Below are 24474 nucleotides of genomic sequence, written 5' to 3'. Positions count from 1 at the left end.
ATTCGAGGGCCATTTCGGCCTGTTTGCAGGCCGTTTTGCCCGTTTCGGGCGCACGTATCCCATGGCTCACGCATGATGCGCGTCCCACCAGCCACCCAGACTGCCCATGCGCACCAGGTTGTAGGTGGCAAAGCACAGCAGCGCCTGGCCCGCGAGCTTGGCCTGACCGATCAGCTTGGTCTTGGCCAGACCACCCACGGTCTTGATCCAGCCAAAGGCCTCCTCGATGCGCTTGCGCACCTTCAGGCTGGTCTTGTAGCTCTCGTGCCGCGTGACTCTGGCGTCGACCGCCGAGTGCTTGTCCTTGGCCGCCACGTGTGGCGTGACCAAAAGCCGGCGGCAGCCCTTGATGAAGGCCTTGCTGTCGTAGCCCTTGTCGGCCCCGACCGTGGCCCGCTTGTTCCTGTTGCCCCGGCGCCCCAGCATGGCCAGCGCCGCTTCGCGCTCGGCGGTGCCACTGGCGTGGGTGATCTCAACATCCACGATCAGCCCGTTGCGGTTTTCCATGAGGATGTGCCCCATGTGGCACAGGCGGGACTTGTCACCCGCGCTCTTCTTGAACAACCGTGCATCAGCGTCCGTGGTGCTTTGGTGGGTGTCGTTGCAGCGCTCCTGTCCTTTGAAGTCCACCTCGGGATTGCGTCCGGGCGGCGTGTCGCTGTCATCGTCTTTGCGCTTGAAGCTCTTGTGCGAGGCCCAGGCTTCGATGAGCGTGCCGTCCACGCTGAAGTGCTCGTCGCTGGCAAGCCGCCCCCACTGGGCGCTGAGCTTGACGCGCTCGAAGAAGGCACGGGCGAGGTCTTCGTTGAACAAGCGTTCGCGGTTGGCGCTGAAGGTGGAGTGGTCCCAGACCTTGTCTTCGATGTTCAGGCCCACGAACCAGCGGTACAGCAGGTTGTAGTTGACCGCCTCGACCAGTTGGCGCTCGCTGCGGATGGAGAACAGGATCTGCAGCAGCAAGGCCTTGAGCAGCATCTCGGGCGGCACCGAGGGGCGCCCGCGGCGGGCATACACCGCTTCGAACTCGCTGTGCATCGTCGCCAGCAGCGCATCGACCACGGCGCGCAACTTGCGCAGCGGGTGTGCCGCTGGCACGCGCTCTTCAAGGCTGATGTAGCTGAACATCGCCCCCTGGAAGTCTTGGTTGCCTCTCATCTTTCTTGTCTGGGTCGTTCTTGGATGGCTTCAGATCGTAGCGGCCCACACGGGCGGCGGCGAAGGATTTTTCAACGGCCTGTTAAGGCAACGCTGATTAAGGTCCACCGTTGAGGGGGGTCAAACGTTATCCGCAGATGAAGCAGCAGACCCTGGCAATGGCCGCAGATCAAGACAACGGATTCGAGCATTCGCGCAAACCCACCCGACGCGAAGAGTTCTTGCGGACCATGCAGACAATAGTGCCATGGGCCGCTCTGTGTCAGGTGATAGAGCCGCACTACCCCAAGGCAGGCAACGGCCGCCCGCCCATTGGCCTAGTGTGGTGTCTCAAAAATAGATAGAACTATTTTGACCGGTGTTGGTCGAATCAGCTTCCTTATAGGAGACTACGCTGATGGCCCACCCTGGACGCCCCGCCACGAAGCTGCAGATCACCGATGCCGAGCGGGCAGAGCTGCATGCGCGACTGCGCGTACGCAAAGCGCCCGAGGACGAGAAGCTGCGCATGCGAATCGTGCTGGGCTGCGCAGATGGGGAGTCGGGCACCATGATTGCCCAACGCTTGGGCACGACGGTGCAAACTGTCTCCAAGTGGCGGCGGCGCTACCGGGCGTATCGTCTGGCGGGTTTGACCGATGCCCCGCGCGCTGGCCGCCCGCGCAGTGTGGGCGACGAGCAGGTTCAGCTCATTGTGGACAAGGTTCGCCAGAGCAAGCCTGACAACGCCACGCACTGGAGCGTGCGCCAGATGAGTCGGCACGCTGGCGTATCGCCCGCGACGGTGCAGCGCATCTGGCATGCCTTTGGGCTGAAGCCGCACCTGCAAGAAACCTTCAAGCTATCGACGGATCCCCATTTCGTGGACAAGGTACGGGATGTGGTGGGGCTGTATATGGCACCACCCGATCGCGCCTTGGTGCTGTGCGTGGACGAGAAGAGCCAGATCCAGGCTCTGGATCGCACCCAACCAGGGTTACCACTGACGTTTGGCAAACCCAGCATGCGCACGCACGATTACAAGCGCCATGGCACAACGTCGCTGTTTGCAGCGCTGGATGTGGCCACTGGCAAAGTCATAGGACAGCTCAAGCGCCGTCACCGCAGTGTGGAATTCCTGCAGTTCCTCAAAGCCATCGATGCAGCGGTGCCTGGCGAACAAGACATTCACCTGATCATGGACAACTACGGCACGCACAAGACGCAGGCAGTGCGGGCCTGGCTAGCAGCCCATCCTCGCTACCACGTTCACTTCACGCCCACCTCAGCGTCCTGGCTCAATCTGGTCGAGCGTTTCTTTAGCCAGATCAGCGAGCAGTGGATCAAGCGCAGCGCCCACACCAGCGTTGCTCAGCTGGAGCAATCCATACGGGAATACATTGATCGTCACAACGAGGATCCCAAGCCGTTCGTGTGGCATAAAAGTGCGGACACCATCTTGGCATCTGTGGCGCGGGCAGCGAGTACCATTATTTGATGCTTACTTTTGAGACACCACACTAGCAGGCCGTTGAAAAAATCCCCCGCCGACGCTGGCCTCGGCCAGTACGATCTGAAGCCATCGGCGAACAACCCAGACGAGGACGATGAGAGGCAACCAAGACTTCCAGGGGGCGATGTTCAGCTACATCAGCCTTGAAGAGCGGGTACCGGCGACACACCCGCTGCGCAAACTGCGCGCCGCAGTCGATGCGCTGCTGGCGACGATGAACCGCGAGTTCGACGCGGTGTACGCCCGCCGGGGCCGCCCCTCGGTGCCGCCGGAGATGCTGCTCAAGGCCTTGCTGCTGCAGATCCTGTTCTCCATCCGCAGCGAGCGCCAACTGGTCGAGGCGGTCAGCTACAACCTGCTGTACCGCTGGTTCGTGGGCCTGAACATCGAAGACAAGGTCTGGGACCACTCCACCTTCAGCGCCAACCGCGAACGCTTGTTCAACGAAGACCTCGCCCGTGCCTTCTTCGAGCGCGTCAAGCTCAGCGCCCAGTGGGGGCGGCTTGCCAGCGACGAGCACTTCAGCGTGGACGGCACGCTCATCGAAGCCTGGGCCTCGCACAAGAGCTTCAAGCGCAAAGACGATGACAGCGACACGCCGCCCGGACGCAATCCCGAGGTGGACTTCAAAGGACAGGAGCGCTGCAACGACACCCACCAAAGCACCACGGACGCTGATGCACGGTTGTTCAAGAAGAGCGCGGGTGACAAGTCCCGCCTGTGCCACATGGGGCACATCCTCATGGAAAACCGCAACGGGCTGATCGTGGATGTTGAGATCACCCACGCCAGTGGCACCGCCGAGCGCGAAGCGGCGCTGGCCATGCTGGGGCGCCGGGGCAACAGGAACAAGCGGGCCACGGTCGGGGCCGACAAGGGCTACGACAGCAAGGCCTTCATCAAGGGCTGCCGCCGGCTTTTGGTCACGCCACACGTGGCGGCCAAGGACAAGCACTCGGCGGTCGACGCCAGAGTCACGCGGCACGAGAGCTACAAGACCAGCCTGAAGGTGCGCAAGCGCATCGAGGAGGCCTTTGGCTGGATCAAGACCGTGGGTGGTCTGGCCAAGACCAAGCTGATCGGTCAGGCCAAGCTCGCGGGCCAGGCGCTGCTGTGCTTTGCCACCTACAACCTGGTGCGCATGGGCAGTCTGGGTGGCTGGTGGGACGCGCATCATGCGTGAGCCCGGGGATACGTGCGCCCGAAATGGGCGAGATGGCCTGCAAACAGGCCAGATTGGCCGGTGCAATCGCTGCGCAGACGCGTCTGGGCCACTCGTTTCTTCGAAAACAGCGTCCCTGATGCGTTCGATGCCCACTTTTTCAACGGCCTGCTAGAGAAAGTGGGATAGCAGAGTCAGACTCTTTTCGCCACTCTAGGCACGTTTCCACTACCCAATTCGTACGGTTCACGTCTAAGTGAAATTGCTTGAGGGAGTTTTCGGTAGCCGCGAATTGCTCCGCCCAACGGCTCTGCCAGCGGATGTAGTAAAGGATTGCTCCAACGAGACCGATCGTTAACAAGGAGAAGCGAATCCAAAGTGCAATACGTTCAGTCGACGCGTCGTGCAGCATTGATGTAGCAAGCCCCAGATTTGCAGACACAGAGGATGCGGGAGACGCTGCCGGTGACGCGGCTTCTCGGATGTGTGTAACGGCTGCTTCGATTGACGTCTGCGCCGCACGACTCGTGAACAGCTCGAACCCCGTCCATGCCATCAACAGAATAAAAAGAAAGATCAAGCTTCGCATACCCCATTCCACAGGCCTACGAGCATTCCGCGTAGCGTTGGACACGTCAAAATTTTTGACTCGCTCGGTTACATCATTGAGCATGCCATCACGAATCTTTCGACGCGCAAAGGTGTTGTCGCTGTCATCCAACTCCTGAGCGCGACGCTGAAGCTCGTCATGCCTTTCTTGCAAGTCGGCTTGCCGTCTGTTGATCTCCTCATCAGCAGCATGCTGCTTGGCTAAAAACGCCGCCTCCAACTCTTCAGTTTTCTGCCGCACAGAATCATCAAGCTGCTGGCGAACTTGGATCGTCTGCGCAAAAAGCTCTTCGAGTTGCTTTTGAAGTCGGGCAAACGTCGACTCTTGAATGGCCTGTTGCGCCAAAACTGCTTCACTGGCTTTGGCTGATTTCGGTACAGATACCGGGCGAAAAGCTGCAAGAACCGCAGCCGCCGCCTTCAGGCGTCCTGGATCGACGCCATTAAGGTCAATAAAAAGGTCGTCAAGCACGGGGGACTTTTGAACTGGGTCTCCAGTACTTCCGCCCCTGTAGTAAGTTACAGATATGCCGACAATACCTGCAGTGAAATGGTCAATGAGTTCACTATTTAGTGCAATGACCTGCTGCCAGGCAGGCAGCGCTGGTTCACCGGGAAACCTCACAGATCCCAGCCCATGCTGCATCGCATTGGCGGAGACATCGAAATCGCCAAACTCTTTGCCAAGTTTGGTCAACGCGTGCACGATTTGAACGTCTGTCACACGCGGAATTTTGTAGAGCTGATTCGGCATACGTTCCCTCCCATGCTATGGAGCGCGACAGACAGTTCCAGTCCGTCGGCCACGGTCGCTCAATGCGCCTTATCCCAATTAGCCCCCACCCCCACCTCAGCCAATAACGGCACCTTCAGCGCAGCCACCTCCGCCATCAGGCGCGGGATGTGGGTTTTGAGCCAGTCCACCTCGCTCTCGGGCAGCTCGAACACCAGTTCGTCGTGCACCTGCATGATCATCTTGATGTCCGGCTTGTGGGCGTCCAGCTCCTTCTGCACCGCCACCATGGCCAGCTTGATGAGGTCGGCCGCTGTGCCCTGCATGGGCGCGTTGATGGCGGCGCGTTCGGCCCCGGCGCGGCGGGGGCCGTTGGGGGAGTTGATTTCGGGCAGGTACAGGCGGCGGCCAAACACGGTTTCGACATAGCCCATGGATTTGGCGGCGGCCTTGGTGTCGTCCATGTACTGCTTCACGCCGGGGTAGCGCTGGAAGTATTTGTCGATGTAGGCGGCTGCGGCCTTGGTTTCGATGCCTAAGTTTTTGGCCAGGCCGAAGCTGCTCATGCCGTAGATGAGGCCAAAGTTGATGACCTTGGCGTAGCGGCGTTGCTCGCTGGTGACCTGATCGACCTCCACCCCAAACACTTCGGCAGCGGTGGCGCGGTGCACGTCCAGCCCGGCGTGGAAGGCGTGCAGCAGCGAGTGGTCGCCGCTCAGGTGGGCCATGATGCGCAGCTCGATTTGGGAGTAGTCGGCGCTGGCGATCACGCGGCCTGCGGGGGCCACAAAGGCCTCGCGCACGCGGCGGCCTTCGGGGGTGCGGATGGGGATGTTCTGCAGGTTGGGGTCGTTGCTGGACAGCCGCCCGGTCACGGCCACGGCCTGCGCGTAGTGGGTGTGCACGCGGCCGGTGCGTGGGAGGGCCAGTTGGGCGAGCTTGTCGGTGTAGGTGCCTTTGAGCTTGACGAGGCTGCGGTGCTCCAGCAGCTTGGCGGGCAGGGGGTAGTCCTCGGCCAGTTTTTCCAGCACTTCTTCGTCGGTGCTGCGGGCACCGGTGGCGGTCTTCTTCACCACGGGCATGCCCAGCTTGTCGAAGAAGATTTCGCCCAGCTGCTTGGGGCTGCTCAGGTTGAAGGGCTGGCCGGCAATCTCATACGCCTCGGTTTCGAGCTGCAGGATGCGCTGGCCCAGTTCGTGGCTTTGGGCGGCCAGCGTGGGTGCGTCAATCAGCACGCCGTTGCGTTCGATGCGGTACAGGGCCTCACTGCTCGCAATCTCCAGCTCGTAGATGAAGCGCAATTTGTCGTCCGCCTGCAGCAGGGGCCACAGGGCGTTGTGCACGTCCAGCGTCTGGTCAGAGTCTTCGCACGAGTAGGCGGCAGCTTTGTCCACGGGCACCTGCGCAAACGGGATCTGGTGCGCGCCTTTGCCGCACAGGTCTTCGTAGCTGATGCCTTTGCGGCCAGTGTGGCGCTCGGCCAGGCTGGTCAGGTTGTGGGGTTTGTGCACTTCGAGCACGTAGCTTTGCAGCATGGTGTCGTGCGCGTAGCCCTGCACCTCAATGCCGTGGTTGGCGAACACATGGCGGTCGTACTTGATGTGCTGGCCCAGCTTGGGGTGCTTGGGGTCTTCCAGCCAGGGCTTGAGGCGGGCGAGCACTTCATCCAGCGGCAACTGCGCGGGCGCATCGGGGCCTTCGTGGCGCAGGGGGATGTAGGCGGCTTCGCCGGGCTGCACGCTGAAGCTGATGCCGACGATTTGCGCGCGCATCTCGTCCAGCGAATCGGTCTCGGTGTCGATGGCCGTGAGCGGGGCTTTGTGCAGGCGCTCTAGCCACTGGTCAAAGTCGGCCCAGTTGAGGATGGTGTCGTACACCACCGTGCGGTGCTGGGCTTCTTCGGCCACGGTGCTGGCGGAGTGGTCCGCGAACAGGTCGCCGCTTTGGCCGGGCATGGCGACGGTGGGGGCTGCTGTGGCCGGGGCTGCAGCGCCCTTGATGGCGGCGGCCAGGCCCTTGAAGCCGTACTTTTCGTAAAACGGCAGCAGGCCCTCGTTGTCGGGCGCATCCAGTGTGATGTCGTCAAACGCGGGCAGGCCGGGAATGTAGTCGGCCAGCGCACAGTCGGTCTTCATGGTGACGAGCTGGCGGCTCAAGGCCAGTTGGCCGCTTGCAATGGCCTCGCGCAGGTTGTTGCCCGCCACGCCCTTGATGGCATCGGCGTTGGCAATCAGGTTGTCGAGCGAGCCGTATTCTTCCAGCCACTTGGCGGCGGTTTTGGGGCCGACCTTGGTCACGCCGGGCACGTTGTCCACGGTGTCGCCCACCAGGGCCTGGTAGTCCACCATCAGTGCAGGGGGCACGCCAAACTCGGCCGTCACGCCCGCCACGTCGCGGCGCTTGCCGCTCATGGTGTCGATGATGGTGATGTGCTCGTTGACCAGTTGGCTCAGGTCTTTGTCGCCGCTGGACACGATGACCTCCATGCCCTGTGCGGCGGCCGTGTGGGCCAGGGTGGCGATCACGTCGTCGGCTTCCACGCCGGGCACAGCCACCACCTTCCAGCCCAGCAAGTCCACTACCTGGTGGATGGGCTCGATCTGGCTGCGCAGGTCGTCGGGCATGGGCGAGCGCGTGGCCTTGTATTCGGTGTACAGCGCGTCGCGGAAGGTGGGGCCCGAGGCGTCGAACACGCACACGGCGTAGTCGGCCACCACCTCTTTGCGCAGGGCCTGCATCATGTTGATCATGCCGCGAATGGCACCGGTGGCAGGGCTGGTAGGGTCGCCCGGCACGGCCCGCAGGTCGGGCATGGCGTGGAAGGCGCGGTAGAGGTAGCTGGAGCCATCCACCAGCACCAAGGTCTTTTTGTCAGTCATGCACGGATTGTGCACACGAACCGCCAGCCACCGCAGGCGCTTGGCAGCGGCGCGGGGCCCGAAAGCCGGCAAAATAACGCGCCCCACGGCGCTGGCACTTCGCCACCCGCTGCTGCGGCAGTTCAACGGACAAAGGTCAACCATGAAAAAAATGCTGGCATTGCTGCTCAGCGCTGCGTGCACCCTGGCGGTGGCTGAGACGGATCTGAACCACCTGCCCGCGCCACTGAACAAGTCGCTGCGCGGCAACGCAATCAAATCTGCGCAACTGGACAACGGCGTGCTGCGGCTGCAGATGGACAAGCCCGCCGTGAGCGAGCTGGTGTACTCGACCTTCGTCTTCCACAACATTTGCGCCGAGCAGTGGCACCACCCCGACCAGTTCGCCAAACTGGCACTGGCCAAGGTGGAACTGCTCAACGCGTCGGGCCAGCAGGGCTATGCCTTTGACGCGCGCGGCGATGTGTGCGTGCAGATGGGGCAGCTGGGCAAGAAGTTTGGCGCCTTCATCGCGCAGCGCACGGTGCCGTGCGAAGCGGGCGTGTGCCCCAAGCACCCCTGATGGCCTGACGGTTGCCCCCGGCGCGCCACACAGCAGCGGCAGGCAAACACTGGCTCTGCCCGCTGCCCCCAGGCGCGCAGCCTGCCCCGCCTACAATCGGCGCCATGCGCGCACTTCAACTTTTTCTCTTGCTGGGCTTGGCGTCCAGCCCCCTGCTGGCCCAAAATACCAACCAAAATGCCACCCAGGGCAATGTGGAAAAGCGCGAGCAGCTATCAAATCCAGAGCAACTTGGCGGCCGTGGCAACCAGCGCGCTGAACGCATTCGGGTGGAAGACGGCGGCAGCCGCGTGGACGAGCTGCGCGTGGGCGGCCAAACGCAAAGCATCAACGTGCAGCCCAAGGGCAGCGACATGCCCGCCTACGAAGTGAAGTCGCCCGACGGCGCACGCAGCCGCAGCGGCAGCAACAGCGGTGCTGAAACCAACACCGCGCCCCGTGTCTGGAACGTGATGAAGTTCTGAGCCTGCGCGGGCGCCTGTGCCCGTGCTGCATTGCAGGCGCCGGAGCCTACCCCCTGGCTTTGGCTTGCCTCTTTTCCCCCGCCCCTGCTTTTCCCCCGCTGAGCTGAACGATGGCCGTTTTTACCGAAGTCTCCAAAAAAGATGCACGCGAAGTGCTGCGCCGCCTGCAAATTGGCGAGCTGGTCGAACTGCGCGGCATTGAGGGCGGGATTGAAAACACCAACTACTTCCTCACCAGCACGCAGGGTGAATTCGTGCTCACGCTGTTCGAGCGCCTGACGGCCGAGCAACTGCCGTTTTACCTGCACCTGATGAAGCACCTGGCGCACGGCGGCATCCCCGTGCCCGAGCCCCGGGCCGACAAATACGGCGAAATCCTGCACACCGTGGCGGGCAAGCCCGCGGCGGTGGTGAGCAAGCTGCGCGGCAAGAGCCAGTTGGCCCCCGAGCCCGTGCACTGCGCGGCCGTGGGCGCCATGCTGGCCCGCATGCACCTGGTGGGGCGCGACTTTGACCGCCACCAGCCCAATCTGCGCGGCCTGCCCTGGTGGAACGAAACCGTGCCCGTGGTGCTACCGCACCTGGACGCCGCCCAGGCTGCGCTGCTGCAGTCGGAACTGGCTTATCAAAACCATGTGGCGGCCTCGTCCACCTATGCCGCCCTGCCCCGTGGCCCGGTGCATGCCGACCTGTTCCGCGACAACGTGATGTTTGCCGAAGACACCCTCACCGGCTTCTTCGACTTTTACTTTGCGGGGGTGGACACCTGGCTGTTTGACCTGGCCGTGTGCCTGAACGACTGGTGCATTGACCTGCCCACGGGCGCACACCATGCAGAGCGCGCTGCGGCGATGCTCACGGCCTACCAGTCGGTGCGCGCGCTCACGGCGGCCGAGCGCGAGTTGCTGCCCGCCATGCTGCGCGCTGGCGCCCTGCGCTTTTGGGTATCGCGCCTGTGGGACTTTTACCTGCCGCGCGAGGCGTCGATGCTCAAGCCGCACGACCCCACGCATTTCGAGCGGGTGCTGCAGGGCCGCATTGCCAACCCCCTGCACGCCTGAGGCGCAGCACCTGCCGGTGCAGGCAACTTTGCAAGCCAGGAGTTTGCCGGGCTGCCGCGGGGTGGGTGCGTGGCGCACCGCCCATAGCCCTTCGCCCTGACCTGGCGCACGCCCCTGGGGTAAATTCACGCCCTGGCGTGCGCTGAGCCGCCCTGGCCCGCCAGAACCCACCACCACCCATTCCATGAAACTCCACATCGTTCCCGCCCAGACCGGATTCACCTGGGTCAAGCTGGGCATCCAGGCCTTCCGGCGCCAGCCGCTGGCCCTGGCAGCGCTGTTCTTCCTCTCTTTTGTGGCCATGTCGCTCCTGGCCAGCGTGCCTGTGCTGGGCAACATCGCCTCGCTGGTGCTGCTGCCCTCCGTCACGCTGGCGATGATGGTGGCCACGGGGGAGTCGATCCAGGGCCACACGCCCACCCCGGCCCTGCTGCTGATCACATTCCGCAAAGGCCGCCAGCACCTGCGCCACATGTTGCTGCTGGGTGCGCTGTATGCCGCGGGCTTTCTGGGCATCATGGCCATTTCTGCCCTGGTGGACGGCGGGCGCTTCGCCCAGGTTTACATGGACGGCACGCCCGTGACGGCGCAAATGGCGTCCGACCCCAGCTTCCAGAAAGCCATGTGGACGGCCACCGTGCTGTCGCTGCCGCTGTCGCTGCTGTTCTGGCATGCGCCGGGCCTGGTGCACTGGCACGGCGTGCCGCCGGTGAAGGCCCTGTTCTTCAGCCTGATGGCCTGCGTGCGCAACGTGGGGGCTTGCCTGGTGTTCTTGTTCACCTGGCTGGGCATTGGGGTGCTGGGGGCGCTGGTGATCAGCATCGTCTCGCTGCTGCTGGGCCTGGGGGGTGAAGGCGTCGGCAGCCTGCTGATGGGCGCTGCCATGATGATGGCCACGATGATCCTGAGCTGCGCGGTATTCATCTTCCGGGATTGCTTTGAGCCCCCCGAGAGCCTGCTGCACCCTGACACCACCCCGCCCACGCCACCAACTGCTGGGCTGAACTGAAAACGAACTGCGCTGGCACCGACATCGCAGCCTTCGGCAAGTGCAGGCGGCAGGCTGGCTGCGCAGGCCTAGCTGCACAGAAATATCACCGGCGTGCCCCGTTTCGCCAGCTCACGTTGCCCACAGTTCTTACGGAGCACTCCAGCACCAGCAGCCAGTGCATCTGCGGTAGTTTGAGGGGCGAAAGGCACCGACCTTGGTATCAGGCGAAATTTGTTATCCCCCTCAAGGCGGCTTGCCAGGGTACCGCGTGTGCATACGCGCTGCCATGAACGGCCCATACCTTTCACGCAAACGTCACAAAAGCATCAACGAACTGTCACAACAAATTTCTAGCCCGGATATTTCACGCATGTAGGCAACGGCCTGCGCAGCGGGGCATCGCGGCGCGGATTTGAGCGAGCAAGGCCACGATGTTGGCCGCAGCCATGGGTGTGATGGTTGGCATGCGCAATGCGGTCGCACTGACCCCCACCCCGGCTTGGGTTGCGGGCCGTTTTTGTTTCATCGCGCCGGCCAGGCGCTGCTGGTGTGTTCAGGGTGAGCGCAGCTGGCTCATGGCGTGCGCGAAGGTCTGCGCACTGGGCCAGTTGGAGGCCAGGTACAGGCGGATGCGCCGCGTGTTGCGCGTCACCACTGCCGCCACCTTGAGCAGCTTCATGCGCAGCGTGTCGATCTGCGCCGTGGCCAGCTCTGTGCCCTGCAACGCCAACGCGCGCAGCCTCTCTACCAGCACGTAGCCCAGCGCGGCCAGCAGCATGCGCAGTTGGTTGGAGCGCAGCACATGGCAGCTCGTGCGCGTGGCGAACAGCCCTACCTGCGCTTCCTTGATCCGGTTCTCCGCCTCGCCGCGCTGGCAGTACACGCCGTCGTACAGCGCCTGGGGATCACCGGCAAGGTTTGTCACGATGAAGCGCGGGTTGCAGCCTTGCGCGCCCCATTCAAGCCGCGTGATCACGCGCCGCTCGTGCGGCCAGCTCTGTGCGGCGTAGTCGAATTCATCGACCATGCGCTGTTTGGCCCCGCTGCGCTCGTATTCGTCTTTCATTGAGAGTTCGGCAAACGCCACGCGCGCCTGCAGCCGTGCATTGCGCGCCAGACCCACGATGTAGTGCACGCCGGCGCGCTCGCACCAGTTCAGGATGCGTTGGCGGCAGAACCCGGAGTCGGCCCGAAACACGATGCGCACCTGCGGCCAACTCTGGCGCAGTCGGCGCACCAGCAGCTTGAGGATAGCCCCAGCGTGCTGCGCCGCATCGATGTTGCTGGGCCGCAAGTAGGCGCACAGCAGTTGCTGGCCGCAGAACACGTACAGGGGCAGGTAGCAGTAGCTGTCGTAGTAACCATGGAAGAAGCGTGCCTCCTGCTGGCCGTGCAACGGGTTGTCGGTGGCATCAAAGTCCAGCACCAACTCTTCGGGCGCGCTCTCGAAGCTGGCGATGAACTGATTGACCAACACCTCGTGCAGCCGCCACGCCGTGGCACGGTCGGCCCATTTCTCCAGTCGGCAAAGCGTAGGCGCGCTGGCAATCTCGTGGTCCACGCCAACAGCCGTCTGCACAGCCACGTCACAGCGCAGAGCACCGTGGTCGTTGAGGTCTTCCCAGCCCAGCGCCAGGCCGTACACCCGCTGGCGCAACATGTCGCGCACGTCGTGCGTGATCAGTAGCGGATTGCGCGGATCGGCGATGCAGCGCGCCGCCGCATCCATCAAGCCCAGCTTGCGATCGACCTGGCCAAGCAGCATCACGCCACCATCGCTGGTCATGCTGCCGCCGTCAAAACACCCCTGCACCACGCGCCGGCCCAACCGGCCAAAGTCCATGCTCCCAACGTCAATTTCTTCGGTACAGTTTGGCTTCGGCATTGCCCGCTCGTTGATCAAGATTCGACACCTGGATTTTCGGGCACACAAGGGCAATGCCGTCCTCGTTTGTGGCTCTACTACGGTGAAATATCCGGGTTAGCCCGGATATTTCACGCATGTAGGCAACGGCCTGCGCAGCGGGGCATCGCGGCGCGGATTTGAGCGAGCAAGGCCACGATGTTGGCCGCAGCCATGGGTGTGATGGTTGGCATGCGCAATGCGGTCGCACTGACCCCCACCCCGGCTTGGGTTGCGGGCCGTTTTTGTTTCATCGCGCCGGCCAGGCGCTGCTGGTGTGTTCAGGGTGAGCGCAGCTGGCTCATGGCGTGCGCGAAGGTCTGCGCACTGGGCCAGTTGGAGGCCAGGTACAGGCGGATGCGCCGCGTGTTGCGCGTCACCACTGCCGCCACCTTGAGCAGCTTCATGCGCAGCGTGTCGATCTGCGCCGTGGCCAGCTCTGTGCCCTGCAACGCCAACGCGCGCAGCCTCTCTACCAGCACGTAGCCCAGCGCGGCCAGCAGCATGCGCAGTTGGTTGGAGCGCAGCACATGGCAGCTCGTGCGCGTGGCGAACAGCCCTACCTGCGCTTCCTTGATCCGGTTCTCCGCCTCGCCGCGCTGGCAGTACACGCCGTCGTACAGCGCCTGGGGATCACCGGCAAGGTTTGTCACGATGAAGCGCGGGTTGCAGCCTTGCGCGCCCCATTCAAGCCGCGTGATCACGCGCCGCTCGTGCGGCCAGCTCTGTGCGGCGTAGTCGAATTCATCGACCATGCGCTGTTTGGCCCCGCTGCGCTCGTATTCGTCTTTCATTGAGAGTTCGGCAAACGCCACGCGCGCCTGCAGCCGTGCATTGCGCGCCAGACCCACGATGTAGTGCACGCCGGCGCGCTCGCACCAGTTCAGGATGCGTTGGCGGCAGAACCCGGAGTCGGCCCGAAACACGATGCGCACCTGCGGCCAACTCTGGCGCAGTCGGCGCACCAGCAGCTTGAGGATAGCCCCAGCGTGCTGCGCCGCATCGATGTTGCTGGGCCGCAAGTAGGCGCACAGCAGTTGCTGGCCGCAGAACACGTACAGGGGCAGGTAGCAGTAGCTGTCGTAGTAACCATGGAAGAAGCGTGCCTCCTGCTGGCCGTGCAACGGGTTGTCGGTGGCATCAAAGTCCAGCACCAACTCTTCGGGCGCGCTCTCGAAGCTGGCGATGAACTGATTGACCAACACCTCGTGCAGCCGCCACGCCGTGGCACGGTCGGCCCATTTCTCCAGTCGGCAAAGCGTAGGCGCGCTGGCAATCTCGTGGTCCACGCCAACAGCCGTCTGCACAGCCACGTCACAGCGCAGAGCACCGTGGTCGTTGAGGTCTTCCCAGCCCAGCGCCAGGCCGTACACCCGCTGGCGCAACATGTCGCGCACGTCGTGCGTGATCAGTAGCGGATTGCGCGGATCGGCGATGCAGCGCGCCGCCGCATCCATCAAGCCCAGCTTGCGATCGACCTGGCCAAGCAGCATCACGCCACCATCGCTGGTCATGCTGCCGCCGTCAAAACACCCCTGCACCACGCGCCGGCCCAACCGGCCAAAGTCCATGCTCCCAACGTCAATTTCTTCGGTACAGTTTGGCTTCGGCATTGCCCGCTCGTTGATCAAGATTCGACACCTGGATTTTCGGGCACACAAGGGCAATGCCGTCCTCGTTTGTGGCTCTACTACGGTGAAATATCCGGGCTAGCATCGCGGGCTGGTGATCATGACCACCGACCGCAGTGCCTGGCCCACTGGGTCCGATGTGGCGTGGTCTGCAGCAACGCAATACCCCACTGGAAATATCAAGACATGTCCCAATCCTCGCTGACCACCCGCCGCAAAGCACTGCAATTTCTGGCAGGGGTTCCCATGCTCCCTCTGGGCGCAACGGCTGCCACCTCCTTTTTGACAGCCTGCGGCGGTGGTGACGACGGCACCACTGCCAGCTTCGTTTCCGCCAGCTTTACTTCGATGGCAGCCCCCACCCTGGCCAACGCCGCTGCCATGGCCACCACCACCGTGGGCTCCACGCTCAACATCAAGCTCAGCGACGACTCGGTACGCTCGTACCAGCTGGCTTACCAGCCGTTCTTCGTGACGGGCGACATGGTGTCCGACGGCAAGGGCGGCACCATCCTGTCGGGTGGCTACTACGACATCAACAACAAGCCCATCATCGACGCCACGGTGGCTGGCAAGGAACGCCAGTACTTCTCGGACTCGCCCGACGGCACCTCGCTGCTGACCGTGGCCAACCCCACCGTGACCGGCCTCAAGGGCAAGGCCGTGTTTGCCGTGGTGCAGTTTGAATACACCACCTGGGCACAAGACGGCAAGACCGACATGTACGGCAAGCTGCCCTCGCCCATTGCCGTGCTGACGCTGGACCAGGACCAGACCACCGGCAAGCTGAGCCTGGTGAAGTACCACAACGTGGACACCTCCAAGGTGCACGGCCTGTGGATCACCTGCGGCGCGAGCCTGTCGCCCTGGGGCACCCACCTGTCGAGCGAAGAATACGAACCCGATGCGTTCAGCATCGCCAGCAACGCCATGTTCAAGGCTTACAGCAAGAACCTGCTTGGCGACGAAACCAAGGCCAACCCCTACCACTACGGACACATGCCCGAGGTGACGGTGAACCCTGACGGCACCGCCAGCATCAAGAAGCACTTCTGCATGGGCCGCATCTCGCATGAACTGGTGCAGGTAATGCCTGACAACCGCACGGCGCTGATGGGCGACGACGCCACCAACAGCGGCTACTTCGTGTTCGTGGCCGACAAGGAAAAAGACCTGTCGTCCGGCACTCTGTACGTGGCCAAGGTGGGCAGCGGCTTCTCCATCGACCCCAAGGTGGGCACGGCCGCGCCCCTCACCTGGATCAAGATGGGCTCGGCCACCAGCGCCGAGATCGAGAACCTGGCCAACACGCTCAAGCCCACGGACATCATGACCGTGAAGACCACCGACCCGGCCGATGCCAGCTACACCAAGATCGTGGCCAACGGCAAGACCGAGTGGATCAAGCTGAACCCTGGCATGGAAAAGGCCGCTGCCTTCCTGGAAACCCACCGCTACGCCGCCTACCTCGGCGCCAGCCTGGGCTTCACCAAGATGGAAGGCACCACGGTCAACGCCAAGGACAAGATTGCCTACTCTGCGCTGCAGAACGTCCAGTCGTCCATGGTGGCAGGCAATGCCGCCAACGTGCCGGGCAACGGCATCTCGGTGCCCAAGCAACTGGTGGCCGGCGCCGTGATGGCGCTGAACCTCAAGGGTGGCCAGAAGGACACCGCCGGCGGCACCATCAACAGCGAATGGATGCCCGTGGACACCAAGGTGCTGCTGGCCGGTGAGGACATCACCGCCGACGCCCTGGGCAACACCGCCAACCCCAACAACATCGCCAACCCGGACAACCTCAAGTTCTCCGAAAAGATGCGCACCCTGTTCATCGGCGAAGACAGCAGCCAGCACGTCAACAACTTCCTGTGGGCCTACAACGTGGACACCAAGCAGCTGTCGCGCGTGATGTCGATCCCCTCGGGCAGCGAGTCCACCGGCCTGCACGCCGTGGACGAAATCAATGGCTGGACCTACATCATGAGTAACTTCCAGCACGCGGGTGACTGGGGCAGCATCCATAACGTCGTCAAAGACACGCTGGACCCGATGATCCGCGCCAACTACAAGAACAAGTCGGGTGCGGCCGTAGGCTACATCACCGGCACCCCCAGCCAGATGAAAATGGTCTGAAGCTCAGGACTTGCCCCGACCCAAGGGGCACGCCAAAAGGCGCAACAAAAAGCCAGCCGGTCTGCATAGCCCTGCTGGCTTTTTTACTGGCGTACATGGCATCACCATACCCAGCACCCACAGCCGCACCGCCTTCCGCTTTGGCTCGTATGCCGCGCGTACCTTCTTGCTACCCCTCGCCCCGAGCACACTTGGGGCAGCCCCATCAGCACAAAACCTTTCATCAAAGCCACGCCGGACATGGCGCTACTTGGGTCGATGGCCTGCCGTGGCCGCAGCCTCTCGTCCGTGCGATTGGTTGGTGCACTGATATCCAGCCCACACCACACTGGCGTTGGCAAGCGGCAGATCACCGCTAGGGCACGTTGAGAATCAACGGGAGTTGATAACCCCAGCTGCGAGATAGATCATCGCTGCGAAGCTGCTATCCGTCTTGTCGCTGCGCATTGCGATACGTTTGAACTCCTTGAGCTTGCAAAAGAAGTTCTCGATCAAGTGGCGCCATTTGTAGACCTCCAGGTCAATCTCCAGTGGCGCTCTCCTGCGGGGCATCTGTGAGATCACCACCTGCGCCCCGCGCTTACCCAACTCCTGGATCAGCCAATTCACATCGAAGGCCTTGTCGGCAAGCAAGGCATCAAAGCGCACATCGGCAATCAGCTCTCTGACCCCTTTGGTGTCGTGGCGCTGCCCTGGCATCAAGACGAACTTCACCAGATTGCCCAATGCATCCGTCAGCGCCAGTATCTTCGTGGTCATGCCGCCCCTCGAGTGGCCTATGGCCTGGCCCGAAGTCCCCCTTTTGCCCCCTGGCCGTGCCGATGCACTTTCACAATCGTGGCATCCACCATCGCATATTCCATGTCCGGCTGCTCGCTCACTGCATCGAACAGACGTTGGAACACATCGGCCTTAACCCAGTCTCTAAAGCGTTTGAACACCGTGTTCCACTTGCCGAACTCTGGCGGCAGGTCTCGCCAGGGGCTGCCTGTGCGGGCAATCCACAGCACTGCCTCAACGAAGCGGCGGTTGTCTGTGCCGCTGCGTCCAGGATCACTTGGCTTGCCAAGGCATTGAGGCTCCATCTTGACCCATTGCTCGTCTGTCAGTACCCATCGAATGCTCATGCGCCTATTGCATCACAGCCCTCCGAGCCGTTGTGCTTGATTCTCAACAGCCCCTAGCCGGATCACACTTTCAACAGCCAAGTACTGACCGATTTGAGGGGGCTGGTGGGCATGGATGGTGAACGCCTCCACTACGACCCCGCTGCGCGTAGCGCATGAAGGCAAGCTGCAAGCTGCAAGCGGCCCGCGTGGACAACCACTGGGTGTGGGCGCAGGGGTTTGAATAAAAAAGGCCTCTAGCGCTTATTCAGAAAGCGCAAGCAGCTATGTTTTTAATAGCAAACAGTCTTCAGGCAGCCTGTGCAGGCGGCTGCCGCACTGCTTGCACCAAGTCGTGCACAAACCGCAGTTTGACCATGGCCCCGGCAGACAGGGCAAAGGGGTAGGCATCGCTCTGGCCCAGGCTGCGGTTCAGGCTATTGAGCAGCAAGGTGACAGGCACCCACTGGCCCACCATGTCATCAAAACTGGGGGCGGGGCTGCCAAAGGGGTCTGACACGGTGTGGCGCATGGCGGGCTGGGGGCCGGATGGCGGCGTGGGCACCGTCACGCCCAGCTGGTAGCTGGCGGCCGTCTCCAGCAAATCCACCATGTGCAGGTAATGGGCCCAGGTTTCGGCCCAGTCTTCCCAGGGGTGGGCAGAGGCATAGGCACTGACATGCCGCTCAGCCCACGGCCCCACATCCCCCCCCTTGGCGTAATGCGCCTGCAGCGCAGCGGCATAGTCGGCACGCTCGTCACCAAACACGCGGCGGAACTCCTCCAGGCGGGCACCGCCTTGCACCAGCTGGTCCCAATAGAAATGGCCTGACTCATGCCGCAGATGGCCGATGAGAGTGCGGTAGGGCTCGCCCAGCGCGATGCGGCGGCGGGCGCGCTCGTCGTCGTCGGCCTCGGCCACATTCAGGGTGATGGTGCCGCCCTGGTGGCCCGTCAGCACCTGTGGGCCACCCGGCCAGTCAGCAAGGAACTCAAACACCGGACCGGCTCTGCCCGGCACGGGCTCCAGCCCCAACCGGGCCAGGGTGTAGAACAACTGCCGCTTGGCAGACTCCACCTGTTGCCAGCGCCCCAGGTTGGCGGGCTCGGACAAATCCGGCAACACCCTGGTCTGGCGGCAGGACACGCACAGCGGCGAATAGTCATTCGCAGGCACTGCAAAGTTGCAGGCCCCGTAGGCCGCGCGGTTGGAGCACATGCGATAGAGCTTGCCTGTGGGAGCACTGCCACCGCGCTCGCCCATGCGGCGCCACAGCCCAGCCCCGTCCTGCGGCGCAGGCGCCAGCGTGGCCATGGTGAGCTGGTCAGGCGCAAAAGCCAGCGTATTGCCGCAATGCAGGCATTGCACGCTGTCAAAAAAAACCAGATGACCGCAGTGGTCGCAATTGAAGACGCGCATGAGACAGAGCTTACCCCTTGCGGAGCGCAGGCGGGGGTGGACCCCAAAAACAAAACCTCCGGCTGCTGGGCAGGCGGAGGTTTGGGTTTGCGAGAGCTGGGGCGTGATGGTGGGCTGTCCACCCGTCACACCCCGCTCGTCAAGACATCAGGGGCGCACCACAATGCTGTTACGCACTTCACGCACATGCTTGGTGTTGCGTGCAATGTTTTCAGCCTGGTTCTTTTCAGCTTGCGACTTGGCAAAGCCCGACAACTGAACCGTGCCGTTCAAGGTTTCCACGCTGATGGCGGTGGCAGAGACTGTCTTGTCTTCAGCCATTTTCGCCTTCACGGCGGTGGTGATACCGGCGTCGTCCATATAGGCGCCGACGGTTTGCTGTTCGCGGGCCACCGAGCAGCCAGTGGCTGTCAGGATGGTGGCGCCAGCCATCGCGGCAAAAGCAAGAGCACGTGCGTATTTCATGGTATTTCCTTCTTTAAAGTGAGTCGAACGCGGGTGCTGGCAAAAAAATCAATCCCGGGCTCCATGGCACCCTCCGCAACCACGGGACTGAGGCGAATCCGAACGATCGCTAAACCGCCGAATCCTGGGGAAACCTGTGTCAGCGAGCTGACGGGCGGCGCGAGAGCCACAGTGCCAGGGCACCGATGGCTGCGCCCGAGGCCACCGCAATGGCCATCGACTTGGCAGGCTGCTGGGCCACGTAGCGAGTAGTGGCTTCAGACACCTCGTGCAACTGGCGGCGTGCGCGGTCGCTGGCCTGGGCGCAGCAGTCAATGCTGCGCGTGGCGATGTCCTGGGCCCGTGCGGCCAGGTCTTGAATGACGGGGCTGGCCTCTGCACGCAGCTGGCGCACGCCACCTTCGGCGGCATCAAACAATTGGTCGGCCTTGTCGTGCGTTGCTTTCACAGCCTCTTCCGCACTTTGCAGCACGTCATCAGACAGGTTGCGAAGCTTTGTGGGGGCGATGTCTTTGATGTTTTCTTTACTCATGGGTCACTCCTGTATTGAGATGGGTACCAAGGGCGAGAGGCTCAGACCACTCGGGTGGCTAAGGCGTCAACCCCTTTTGAGCAGGCCGACCACGAAGGTGACGACGGCCATGACCACAAAGACGAAGAACAAGATCTTGGCGATGCCGACGGCACCGGCAGCAATGCCACCAAAGCCGAAGACTGCGGCGACCAGAGCGATCACCAGAAAAACGACTGCGTAGTGCAACATGACCATCTCCCAAAAATGCGCCGGCGCATTGCCAGCAGTGGGCGACACCTTGGATCGGTGCCAGAAAGGTCGTTTTACAGTTCACTGCGCACAAGGAACAGAGCGGGTTGCCAGGTGCCTGAAATACGCAGAGAGCTATGAAACGACTCGCTGGACTTCACTGTAAGTAAGCACGGCAACCGGCGGTGACGGTGGCAGGCGCGCAGGCGTGTCGGCTCCTGCACACCCGCGCTGTAGGACAGCGCCTGCCCCTGCTCATGCGGGGACTGCCGGCACCCGGCGCAACGCACAGCAGGGTGGGCAATTCAGACAAGAAGCCCCCGGCCGACCGCAGCGACGGAGCAAAAGCCGCTGGAAAGCGATAGCCACCTCTGCGCCGTGGCCCGTCGCTGCCACGGCCTGGAGGGTGCTAGCGCAGCAGGGGCAAGACCGCCGACAGCAAGGTGCCCTTGCCGGGGCTGGAGTGCACGCTCAGGCGCCCCCCTGCTGCCTCTACCCGGTGCCGCATGCCCGCCAGGCCGTGCGAAGACACCTGCACGCTGGCCGGGTCAAAACCCGCACCGTCGTCATGCACCTGCACCGCCACATGGTTGGGATGTGCGTGCACAGACACCAGCACCTTGTGCGCGTTGGCGTACTTGCCGATGTTGGTCAGTGCCTCTTGCACCATGCGGTACACCGTGAGCTGCGTGGCGCTGGGCAAATCGACCGTCTCTAGGTTGGTCTCGACCTCGATACCGGCATGCTGTGCAAACTCGCGGGTGAGAATCTCGAGCGCAGCCGTGAGCCCCAGGTGCGACAAGGAAGAAGGTCGCAAGTCCTCGATGATGCGCCGCTTGAGGGCGATGCCGCTGTTGAGGGTGTCGGTGAGGTGCTTGAGGCGTTCGGTCACATCCGGCGCATTCACATCCAGCTTGGATTTCAAGCGCGCCACGTCCAGCTTGGCGGCGGTGAGCAGTGCACCCAGTTCGTCGTGCAGCTCGCGGGCCAGGTGGCCGCGCTCGTCTTCCCGCACTTGCTGCAAGTGGCTTGCCAGCTCCGACAGGGACGCCGTGCGCTCGCGCACCAGGCCTTCCAGGCGGTCGCGCTCGTGCTCAAGCAAGGCCTGTTCGCGCTGGCTCACCACCTGCAGGGCGTTGGCCTGGCGCAGGTACATGAAGAACGCCAGCAGGCCAATCGCCGTGACCACGGCAATGCCAATGCGCGAGAGCATGAGCGACTGCACGATTTGCGCCTGGCCGATCTGGATCTTGGCCGTGGCGCGCTCGATGAGCGCATGGGCGTGCTTGCGGATTTCATCCATGTTCTCCCGCCCCATGTCGGTGTGCAGGATGAACTTCCAGGCGTCTTCATTGCCCTGTCTGCGCAATCGCAGGCTCAACTCCATCTCTGCGAGCTTGCGCGAGATCTGGCGCGACAGCAGTGCCACCATCAGCATGTCCTCCTTGGAGTCCACAAACTGGTTGCGCAAGGTGTCCATGTGGCTTTGCAGCGCGGTCATGGCTTTGTCGTAGGGCTGCAGGTAGACGTCGTTGCCCGTCAGCAGGTAACCGCGCTGGCCGGTCTCAGCATCGAGCATGCTTTGCAGCAGGCTGGTGACCGTGCCACGGGTGGCCTGCCACTGGCTCATCTGGCGCACTGCGTCTTGCGAGCGCATGTGCCCGACTTCGTTGATGCCCACCAAAACCAAGGCGGCCAGCAGAGCCATGGGCAGGCTCAGCGCCATGCGACGAACTTTTGGTAACCACGGCCGCAAAGATGCTTGTAGGTTCATAGTTTGGAATCAGGATAAAGTTTGGCGCTTGCGGTGTTGAATGCAATGCATCAGCAACACCCGAACGCGGTTTAGCTACAACTCATTGAGGGCTGCATGCGCACCCTCCCGAAGGAAAACACAATGATCAAAATCGGCATAGTGGATGACCACGCTATTGTTCGCTCCGGCTTGCGCCAGTTTCTGTCAGAGCATGTCGATTTACGCGTAGAAGGCGAAGCCTCGAATGGCCGCGAAGCGATTGACCTGGTGCGCAATCACGAAATCGACGTACTGCTGATGGACCTTTCGATGCCCGGCCAAAGTGGTCTGGATGCCTTGGCCATGCTGCGTGCGAAAGCACCCGACATGGGCATTCTGATTTTGAGCGGCTACCCCGAAGAGCATTACGCCATCAATCTGATTCGCCAGGGGGCCAGTGGTTATCTCAACAAGGAATGCGAGCCCTCCGAAATTGTGGAAGCCATCCGTGTGATCGCGCTGGGCAAGCGTTACCTCACCCCCACCGTGGCCGAGCTGCTCGCCCAGCAACTCAACCGCAAAGACGATGCACCTCCACACGAGCAGTTGTCCGAGCGCGAGTTCCAGGTGTTCTTGAAGCTGGCCAAAGGCGAGACCGCAGGCGACATCGCCAAGGACCTTTCACTGAGCGTGAAAACCGTGAGCACCTACCGTACCCGCCTCATGGAAAAAATGGGCCTGTCTTCCAACAGCGACCTGACGTATTACGCGCTCAAGAACCAGCTGATCGACTGATATGGCTTCTACCCTCCTGGCCAGTGCGAACGCCGCCAGGAGGCGTTCAACCCTGCAAAATTTTCAATCTGTATGGAGTGAGTGAGAGACGATGGGAGCACTGCAATGGTGCTTGCTCACCTAACGAGAGACAGGCGCCAGGGCGCGTGATCAACCCCGGCTGTGCGCCACGCAGTAGTCCACAAGCGCATCGATTTCATTAGATTTGTCAAAGACGGCGTCTACCCCGAGTTGCGCGCAACGCATGCGTATATCGGGGGTGGCGTAGTTGCTGAGGACGACCATTTTCTGCCCGGGGCTGCGCTCGCGGCATGCCTCCAGCACCCCCAGGCCACTGCCTTGACGCAGGAAAAGATCAACGATGGCCAAGTCCCACTGACCGGCGCGCTCCTTGAGCCAGACCTTGCCTTCGTCTTCTGTTTCAGCGAACCCCACCGGCTCTACCGACGCCAACTCTTCCAGAGTCCCGATCAGGTTTTCTCTGATGGTTGCGTTGTCTTCAACAATGTAAGTGCGGAGTTTCACAGCCTGATCCAAGAGTCCGGCCAGAACCCATACGCCATGGCCGAAGACGTACTTTAAGCCGGATGTTTTTATCGTTCTGCCAGCCAGCACTCGCTGGTTGCGTAGGACTTCTCCTACTGTTTGCCACAGACAACGCAGGCGGGATCGCGTGGCACTTTCATCGTATTCCACTCCATGGTGCGGCCATCGAGCATAAGCAGGCGCCCAGTCATGGCTGGCGCGGCGCCAGAGATGAGCTTCAAGGCTTCGGCTGCCTGCATGGCGCCGATGACACCGACCAGCGGGGCGAAGACACCCATGGTGGAGCACTGCACTTCCTCAAACTCGGCCTCGGGCGTGAACATGCAGGCATAGCAGGGCGACGCAGGATCACGCGGATCAAACACCATCACCTGCCCATCGAAGCGGATGACGGCACCAGCCACCAAGGGTTTGCCGTGGCGAATGCAGGCAGCATTGACCGCGTGGCGCGTAGCGTAGTTGTCGCTGCAATCCAGAACCACCGTCGCCTGGGGCACCCACTCATCGAGCAAGGCGGTGTCTGCACGCTGCTGCAAGCAGGTGACCTCTACGCTGGGGTTGATGGCACGCACTGCCTGCGCGGCAGATTCCACCTTGGGCTGCCCCACGCGGTCGGTGGTGTGTGCCACTTGCCGCTGCAGGTTGGTGAGGTCCACCACATCGTGATCCACCAGCGTGATCCGCCCGACGCCCGCCGAGCCCAGGTACAGCGCCACGGGTGACCCCAGCCCCCCGGCGCCAATCACCAGTGCATGCGAGGCCAAGACCCGCTCTTGCCCTTCAATGCCTACTTCATCGAGCAGGATGTGGCGCGAATAGCGCAGCAACTGTTCATCGTTCATCGTTCTCTCATCCACCACATCAAA

At 62.4% G+C, this 24474-nt stretch carries 21 protein-coding genes and 1 pseudogene; 9 read left to right on the top strand and 13 right to left on the bottom strand.

Going from position 1 to position 24474, the window contains the following annotated elements; genetic code table 11:
* Positions 1 to 66 precede the first annotated feature (66 nt).
* The gene (locus BDD18_RS13535) at positions 67 to 1155 is read right to left on the bottom strand and encodes an IS5 family transposase (RefSeq protein ID WP_125958923.1); all 1089 of its coding nucleotides are present in this window, start codon (positions 1153 to 1155) and stop codon (positions 67 to 69) included.
* A 137-nt stretch (positions 1156 to 1292) separates the two neighbouring features.
* On the opposite strand from BDD18_RS13535, the gene BDD18_RS13530 reads away from it, so the two are divergent.
* The 3 genes from BDD18_RS13530 to BDD18_RS13520 all read left to right on the top strand — a co-directional run bounded on the left by BDD18_RS13530 (position 1293) and on the right by BDD18_RS13520 (position 3830).
* A complete protein-coding gene (locus tag BDD18_RS13530; protein ID WP_476723697.1) occupies positions 1293 to 1499 on the top strand; it encodes a transposase in 207 nt (68 codons plus the stop codon).
* 53 nt (positions 1500 to 1552) lie between these two features.
* Positions 1553 to 2632 carry an IS630 family transposase gene (locus BDD18_RS13525; protein WP_142081604.1) on the top strand — a complete coding sequence of 360 codons (1080 nt, stop codon included), beginning with the start codon at positions 1553 to 1555 and terminating at the stop codon, positions 2630 to 2632.
* A 109-nt stretch (positions 2633 to 2741) separates the two neighbouring features.
* Positions 2742 to 3830: an IS5 family transposase gene (locus BDD18_RS13520; RefSeq protein ID WP_142083715.1), complete on the top strand. Its 1089-nt coding sequence runs from the start codon at positions 2742 to 2744 to the stop codon at positions 3828 to 3830.
* A gap of 139 nt (positions 3831 to 3969) precedes the next feature.
* Here BDD18_RS13520 and BDD18_RS13510 read toward each other — a convergent pair whose 3' ends face one another.
* Together BDD18_RS13510 and polA are read right to left on the bottom strand one after the other, a co-directional pair.
* Complete coding sequence (locus tag BDD18_RS13510; protein WP_170207407.1) at positions 3970 to 5124, bottom strand: OmpH/Skp family outer membrane protein; 1155 nt, start codon at positions 5122 to 5124, stop codon at positions 3970 to 3972.
* 107 nt (positions 5125 to 5231) lie between these two features.
* A complete protein-coding gene (polA, locus tag BDD18_RS13505) occupies positions 5232 to 8030 on the bottom strand; it encodes a DNA polymerase I (protein WP_142083712.1) in 2799 nt (932 codons plus the stop codon).
* A gap of 142 nt (positions 8031 to 8172) precedes the next feature.
* Here polA and BDD18_RS13500 point away from each other — a divergent pair, with 142 nt between their 5' ends.
* From BDD18_RS13500 to BDD18_RS13485, 4 genes are all read left to right on the top strand, one after another.
* Positions 8173 to 8592 (top strand): hypothetical protein, encoded by a 420-nt coding sequence (locus tag BDD18_RS13500; protein ID WP_066695244.1) that lies wholly within the window; start codon positions 8173 to 8175, stop codon positions 8590 to 8592.
* 104 nt (positions 8593 to 8696) lie between these two features.
* Entirely contained in the window at positions 8697 to 9056 is a 360-nt protein-coding gene (locus tag BDD18_RS13495; protein WP_066695242.1) for a hypothetical protein, read from the top strand.
* Between the two features lie 110 nt (positions 9057 to 9166).
* Positions 9167 to 10117: a homoserine kinase gene (locus BDD18_RS13490; RefSeq protein ID WP_142083710.1), complete on the top strand. Its 951-nt coding sequence runs from the start codon at positions 9167 to 9169 to the stop codon at positions 10115 to 10117.
* 184 nt (positions 10118 to 10301) lie between these two features.
* On the top strand, positions 10302 to 11126 hold the full coding sequence (locus BDD18_RS13485) for a BPSS1780 family membrane protein (protein ID WP_142083709.1): 825 nt from the start codon (positions 10302 to 10304) through the stop codon (positions 11124 to 11126).
* A 535-nt stretch (positions 11127 to 11661) separates the two neighbouring features.
* Here BDD18_RS13485 and BDD18_RS13480 read toward each other — a convergent pair.
* A complete protein-coding gene (locus BDD18_RS13480; RefSeq protein WP_103737289.1) occupies positions 11662 to 12993 on the bottom strand; it encodes an IS1380 family transposase in 1332 nt (443 codons plus the stop codon).
* Between the two features lie 299 nt (positions 12994 to 13292).
* Entirely contained in the window at positions 13293 to 14624 is a 1332-nt protein-coding gene (locus BDD18_RS13475) for an IS1380 family transposase (protein WP_103737289.1), read from the bottom strand.
* A gap of 204 nt (positions 14625 to 14828) precedes the next feature.
* Here BDD18_RS13475 and BDD18_RS13470 point away from each other — a divergent pair, with 204 nt between their 5' ends.
* Positions 14829 to 16778, top strand: a complete 1950-nt coding sequence (locus tag BDD18_RS13470) for a PhoX family protein (RefSeq protein WP_142083707.1) — start codon at positions 14829 to 14831, stop codon at positions 16776 to 16778.
* Between the two features lie 372 nt (positions 16779 to 17150).
* On the opposite strand, the pseudogene BDD18_RS13465 reads toward BDD18_RS13470, so the two are convergent.
* The 6 genes and pseudogenes from BDD18_RS13465 to BDD18_RS13440 all read right to left on the bottom strand — a co-directional run bounded on the left by BDD18_RS13465 (position 17151) and on the right by BDD18_RS13440 (position 22258).
* A pseudogene (locus BDD18_RS13465) lies at positions 17151 to 17863 on the bottom strand (IS5 family transposase).
* Between the two features lie 331 nt (positions 17864 to 18194).
* Entirely contained in the window at positions 18195 to 19304 is a 1110-nt protein-coding gene (locus BDD18_RS13460; RefSeq protein ID WP_142083703.1) for a zinc-binding metallopeptidase family protein, read from the bottom strand.
* Between the two features lie 147 nt (positions 19305 to 19451).
* Positions 19452 to 19769, bottom strand: coding sequence for a BON domain-containing protein (locus BDD18_RS13455; RefSeq protein WP_044399434.1), 318 nt, complete (start codon positions 19767 to 19769; stop codon positions 19452 to 19454).
* 139 nt (positions 19770 to 19908) lie between these two features.
* A complete protein-coding gene (locus tag BDD18_RS13450; protein WP_142083701.1) occupies positions 19909 to 20301 on the bottom strand; it encodes a DUF883 family protein in 393 nt (130 codons plus the stop codon).
* Between the two features lie 66 nt (positions 20302 to 20367).
* Entirely contained in the window at positions 20368 to 20532 is a 165-nt protein-coding gene (locus BDD18_RS13445) for a DUF1328 domain-containing protein (RefSeq protein WP_044399472.1), read from the bottom strand.
* A gap of 409 nt (positions 20533 to 20941) precedes the next feature.
* Positions 20942 to 22258, bottom strand: coding sequence for a CHASE3 domain-containing protein (locus BDD18_RS13440; RefSeq protein ID WP_420837320.1), 1317 nt, complete (start codon positions 22256 to 22258; stop codon positions 20942 to 20944).
* A 171-nt stretch (positions 22259 to 22429) separates the two neighbouring features.
* Between BDD18_RS13440 and BDD18_RS13435 the strand changes: the two genes are divergently transcribed.
* A complete protein-coding gene (locus BDD18_RS13435; RefSeq protein ID WP_044399437.1) occupies positions 22430 to 23062 on the top strand; it encodes a response regulator in 633 nt (210 codons plus the stop codon).
* 150 nt (positions 23063 to 23212) lie between these two features.
* Here the strand turns inward: BDD18_RS13435 and BDD18_RS13430 are convergent, their stop codons facing one another.
* Together BDD18_RS13430 and BDD18_RS13425 are read right to left on the bottom strand one after the other, a co-directional pair.
* Positions 23213 to 23587 carry a response regulator gene (locus BDD18_RS13430; RefSeq protein ID WP_066699579.1) on the bottom strand — a complete coding sequence of 125 codons (375 nt, stop codon included), beginning with the start codon at positions 23585 to 23587 and terminating at the stop codon, positions 23213 to 23215.
* A 113-nt stretch (positions 23588 to 23700) separates the two neighbouring features.
* Positions 23701 to 24450, bottom strand: coding sequence for a HesA/MoeB/ThiF family protein (locus tag BDD18_RS13425; RefSeq protein ID WP_066699550.1), 750 nt, complete (start codon positions 24448 to 24450; stop codon positions 23701 to 23703).
* Between the last annotated feature and the right edge of the window lie 24 nt (positions 24451 to 24474).

It is taken from the genome of Acidovorax temperans (genome assembly GCF_006716905.1).
Classification (GTDB): domain Bacteria; phylum Pseudomonadota; class Gammaproteobacteria; order Burkholderiales; family Burkholderiaceae_C; genus Acidovorax; species Acidovorax temperans.
The sequence above is the reverse complement of the archived record's forward strand: the minus strand, read 5'-3'. Positions and strand labels throughout refer to the sequence as shown.

Excerpts from the sequence above, each read along its gene's own strand:
- BDD18_RS13490 (WP_142083710.1), top strand. The coding sequence starts at position 9,167 with ATGGCCGTTTTTACCGAAGTCTCCAAAAAAGATGCACGCGAAGTGCTG.
- BDD18_RS13435 (WP_044399437.1), top strand. The coding sequence starts at position 22,430 with ATGATCAAAATCGGCATAGTGGATGACCACGCTATTGTTCGCTCCGGC.
- BDD18_RS13450 (WP_142083701.1), bottom strand. The coding sequence starts at position 20,301 with ATGAGTAAAGAAAACATCAAAGACATCGCCCCCACAAAGCTTCGCAAC.
- BDD18_RS13460 (WP_142083703.1), bottom strand. The coding sequence starts at position 19,304 with ATGCGCGTCTTCAATTGCGACCACTGCGGTCATCTGGTTTTTTTTGAC.
- polA (WP_142083712.1), bottom strand. The coding sequence starts at position 8,030 with ATGACTGACAAAAAGACCTTGGTGCTGGTGGATGGCTCCAGCTACCTC.
- BDD18_RS13480 (WP_103737289.1), bottom strand. The coding sequence starts at position 12,993 with ATGCCGAAGCCAAACTGTACCGAAGAAATTGACGTTGGGAGCATGGAC.
- BDD18_RS13485 (WP_142083709.1), top strand. The coding sequence starts at position 10,302 with ATGAAACTCCACATCGTTCCCGCCCAGACCGGATTCACCTGGGTCAAG.
- BDD18_RS13520 (WP_142083715.1), top strand. The coding sequence starts at position 2,742 with ATGAGAGGCAACCAAGACTTCCAGGGGGCGATGTTCAGCTACATCAGC.
- BDD18_RS13475 (WP_103737289.1), bottom strand. The coding sequence starts at position 14,624 with ATGCCGAAGCCAAACTGTACCGAAGAAATTGACGTTGGGAGCATGGAC.
- BDD18_RS13455 (WP_044399434.1), bottom strand. The coding sequence starts at position 19,769 with ATGAAATACGCACGTGCTCTTGCTTTTGCCGCGATGGCTGGCGCCACC.
- BDD18_RS13530 (WP_476723697.1), top strand. The coding sequence starts at position 1,293 with ATGAAGCAGCAGACCCTGGCAATGGCCGCAGATCAAGACAACGGATTC.
- BDD18_RS13535 (WP_125958923.1), bottom strand. The coding sequence starts at position 1,155 with ATGAGAGGCAACCAAGACTTCCAGGGGGCGATGTTCAGCTACATCAGC.
- BDD18_RS13500 (WP_066695244.1), top strand. The coding sequence starts at position 8,173 with ATGAAAAAAATGCTGGCATTGCTGCTCAGCGCTGCGTGCACCCTGGCG.
- BDD18_RS13440 (WP_420837320.1), bottom strand. The coding sequence starts at position 22,258 with ATGGCGCTGAGCCTGCCCATGGCTCTGCTGGCCGCCTTGGTTTTGGTG.
- BDD18_RS13525 (WP_142081604.1), top strand. The coding sequence starts at position 1,553 with ATGGCCCACCCTGGACGCCCCGCCACGAAGCTGCAGATCACCGATGCC.
- BDD18_RS13470 (WP_142083707.1), top strand. The coding sequence starts at position 14,829 with ATGTCCCAATCCTCGCTGACCACCCGCCGCAAAGCACTGCAATTTCTG.
- BDD18_RS13495 (WP_066695242.1), top strand. The coding sequence starts at position 8,697 with ATGCGCGCACTTCAACTTTTTCTCTTGCTGGGCTTGGCGTCCAGCCCC.
- BDD18_RS13425 (WP_066699550.1), bottom strand. The coding sequence starts at position 24,450 with ATGAACGATGAACAGTTGCTGCGCTATTCGCGCCACATCCTGCTCGAT.
- BDD18_RS13445 (WP_044399472.1), bottom strand. The coding sequence starts at position 20,532 with ATGTTGCACTACGCAGTCGTTTTTCTGGTGATCGCTCTGGTCGCCGCA.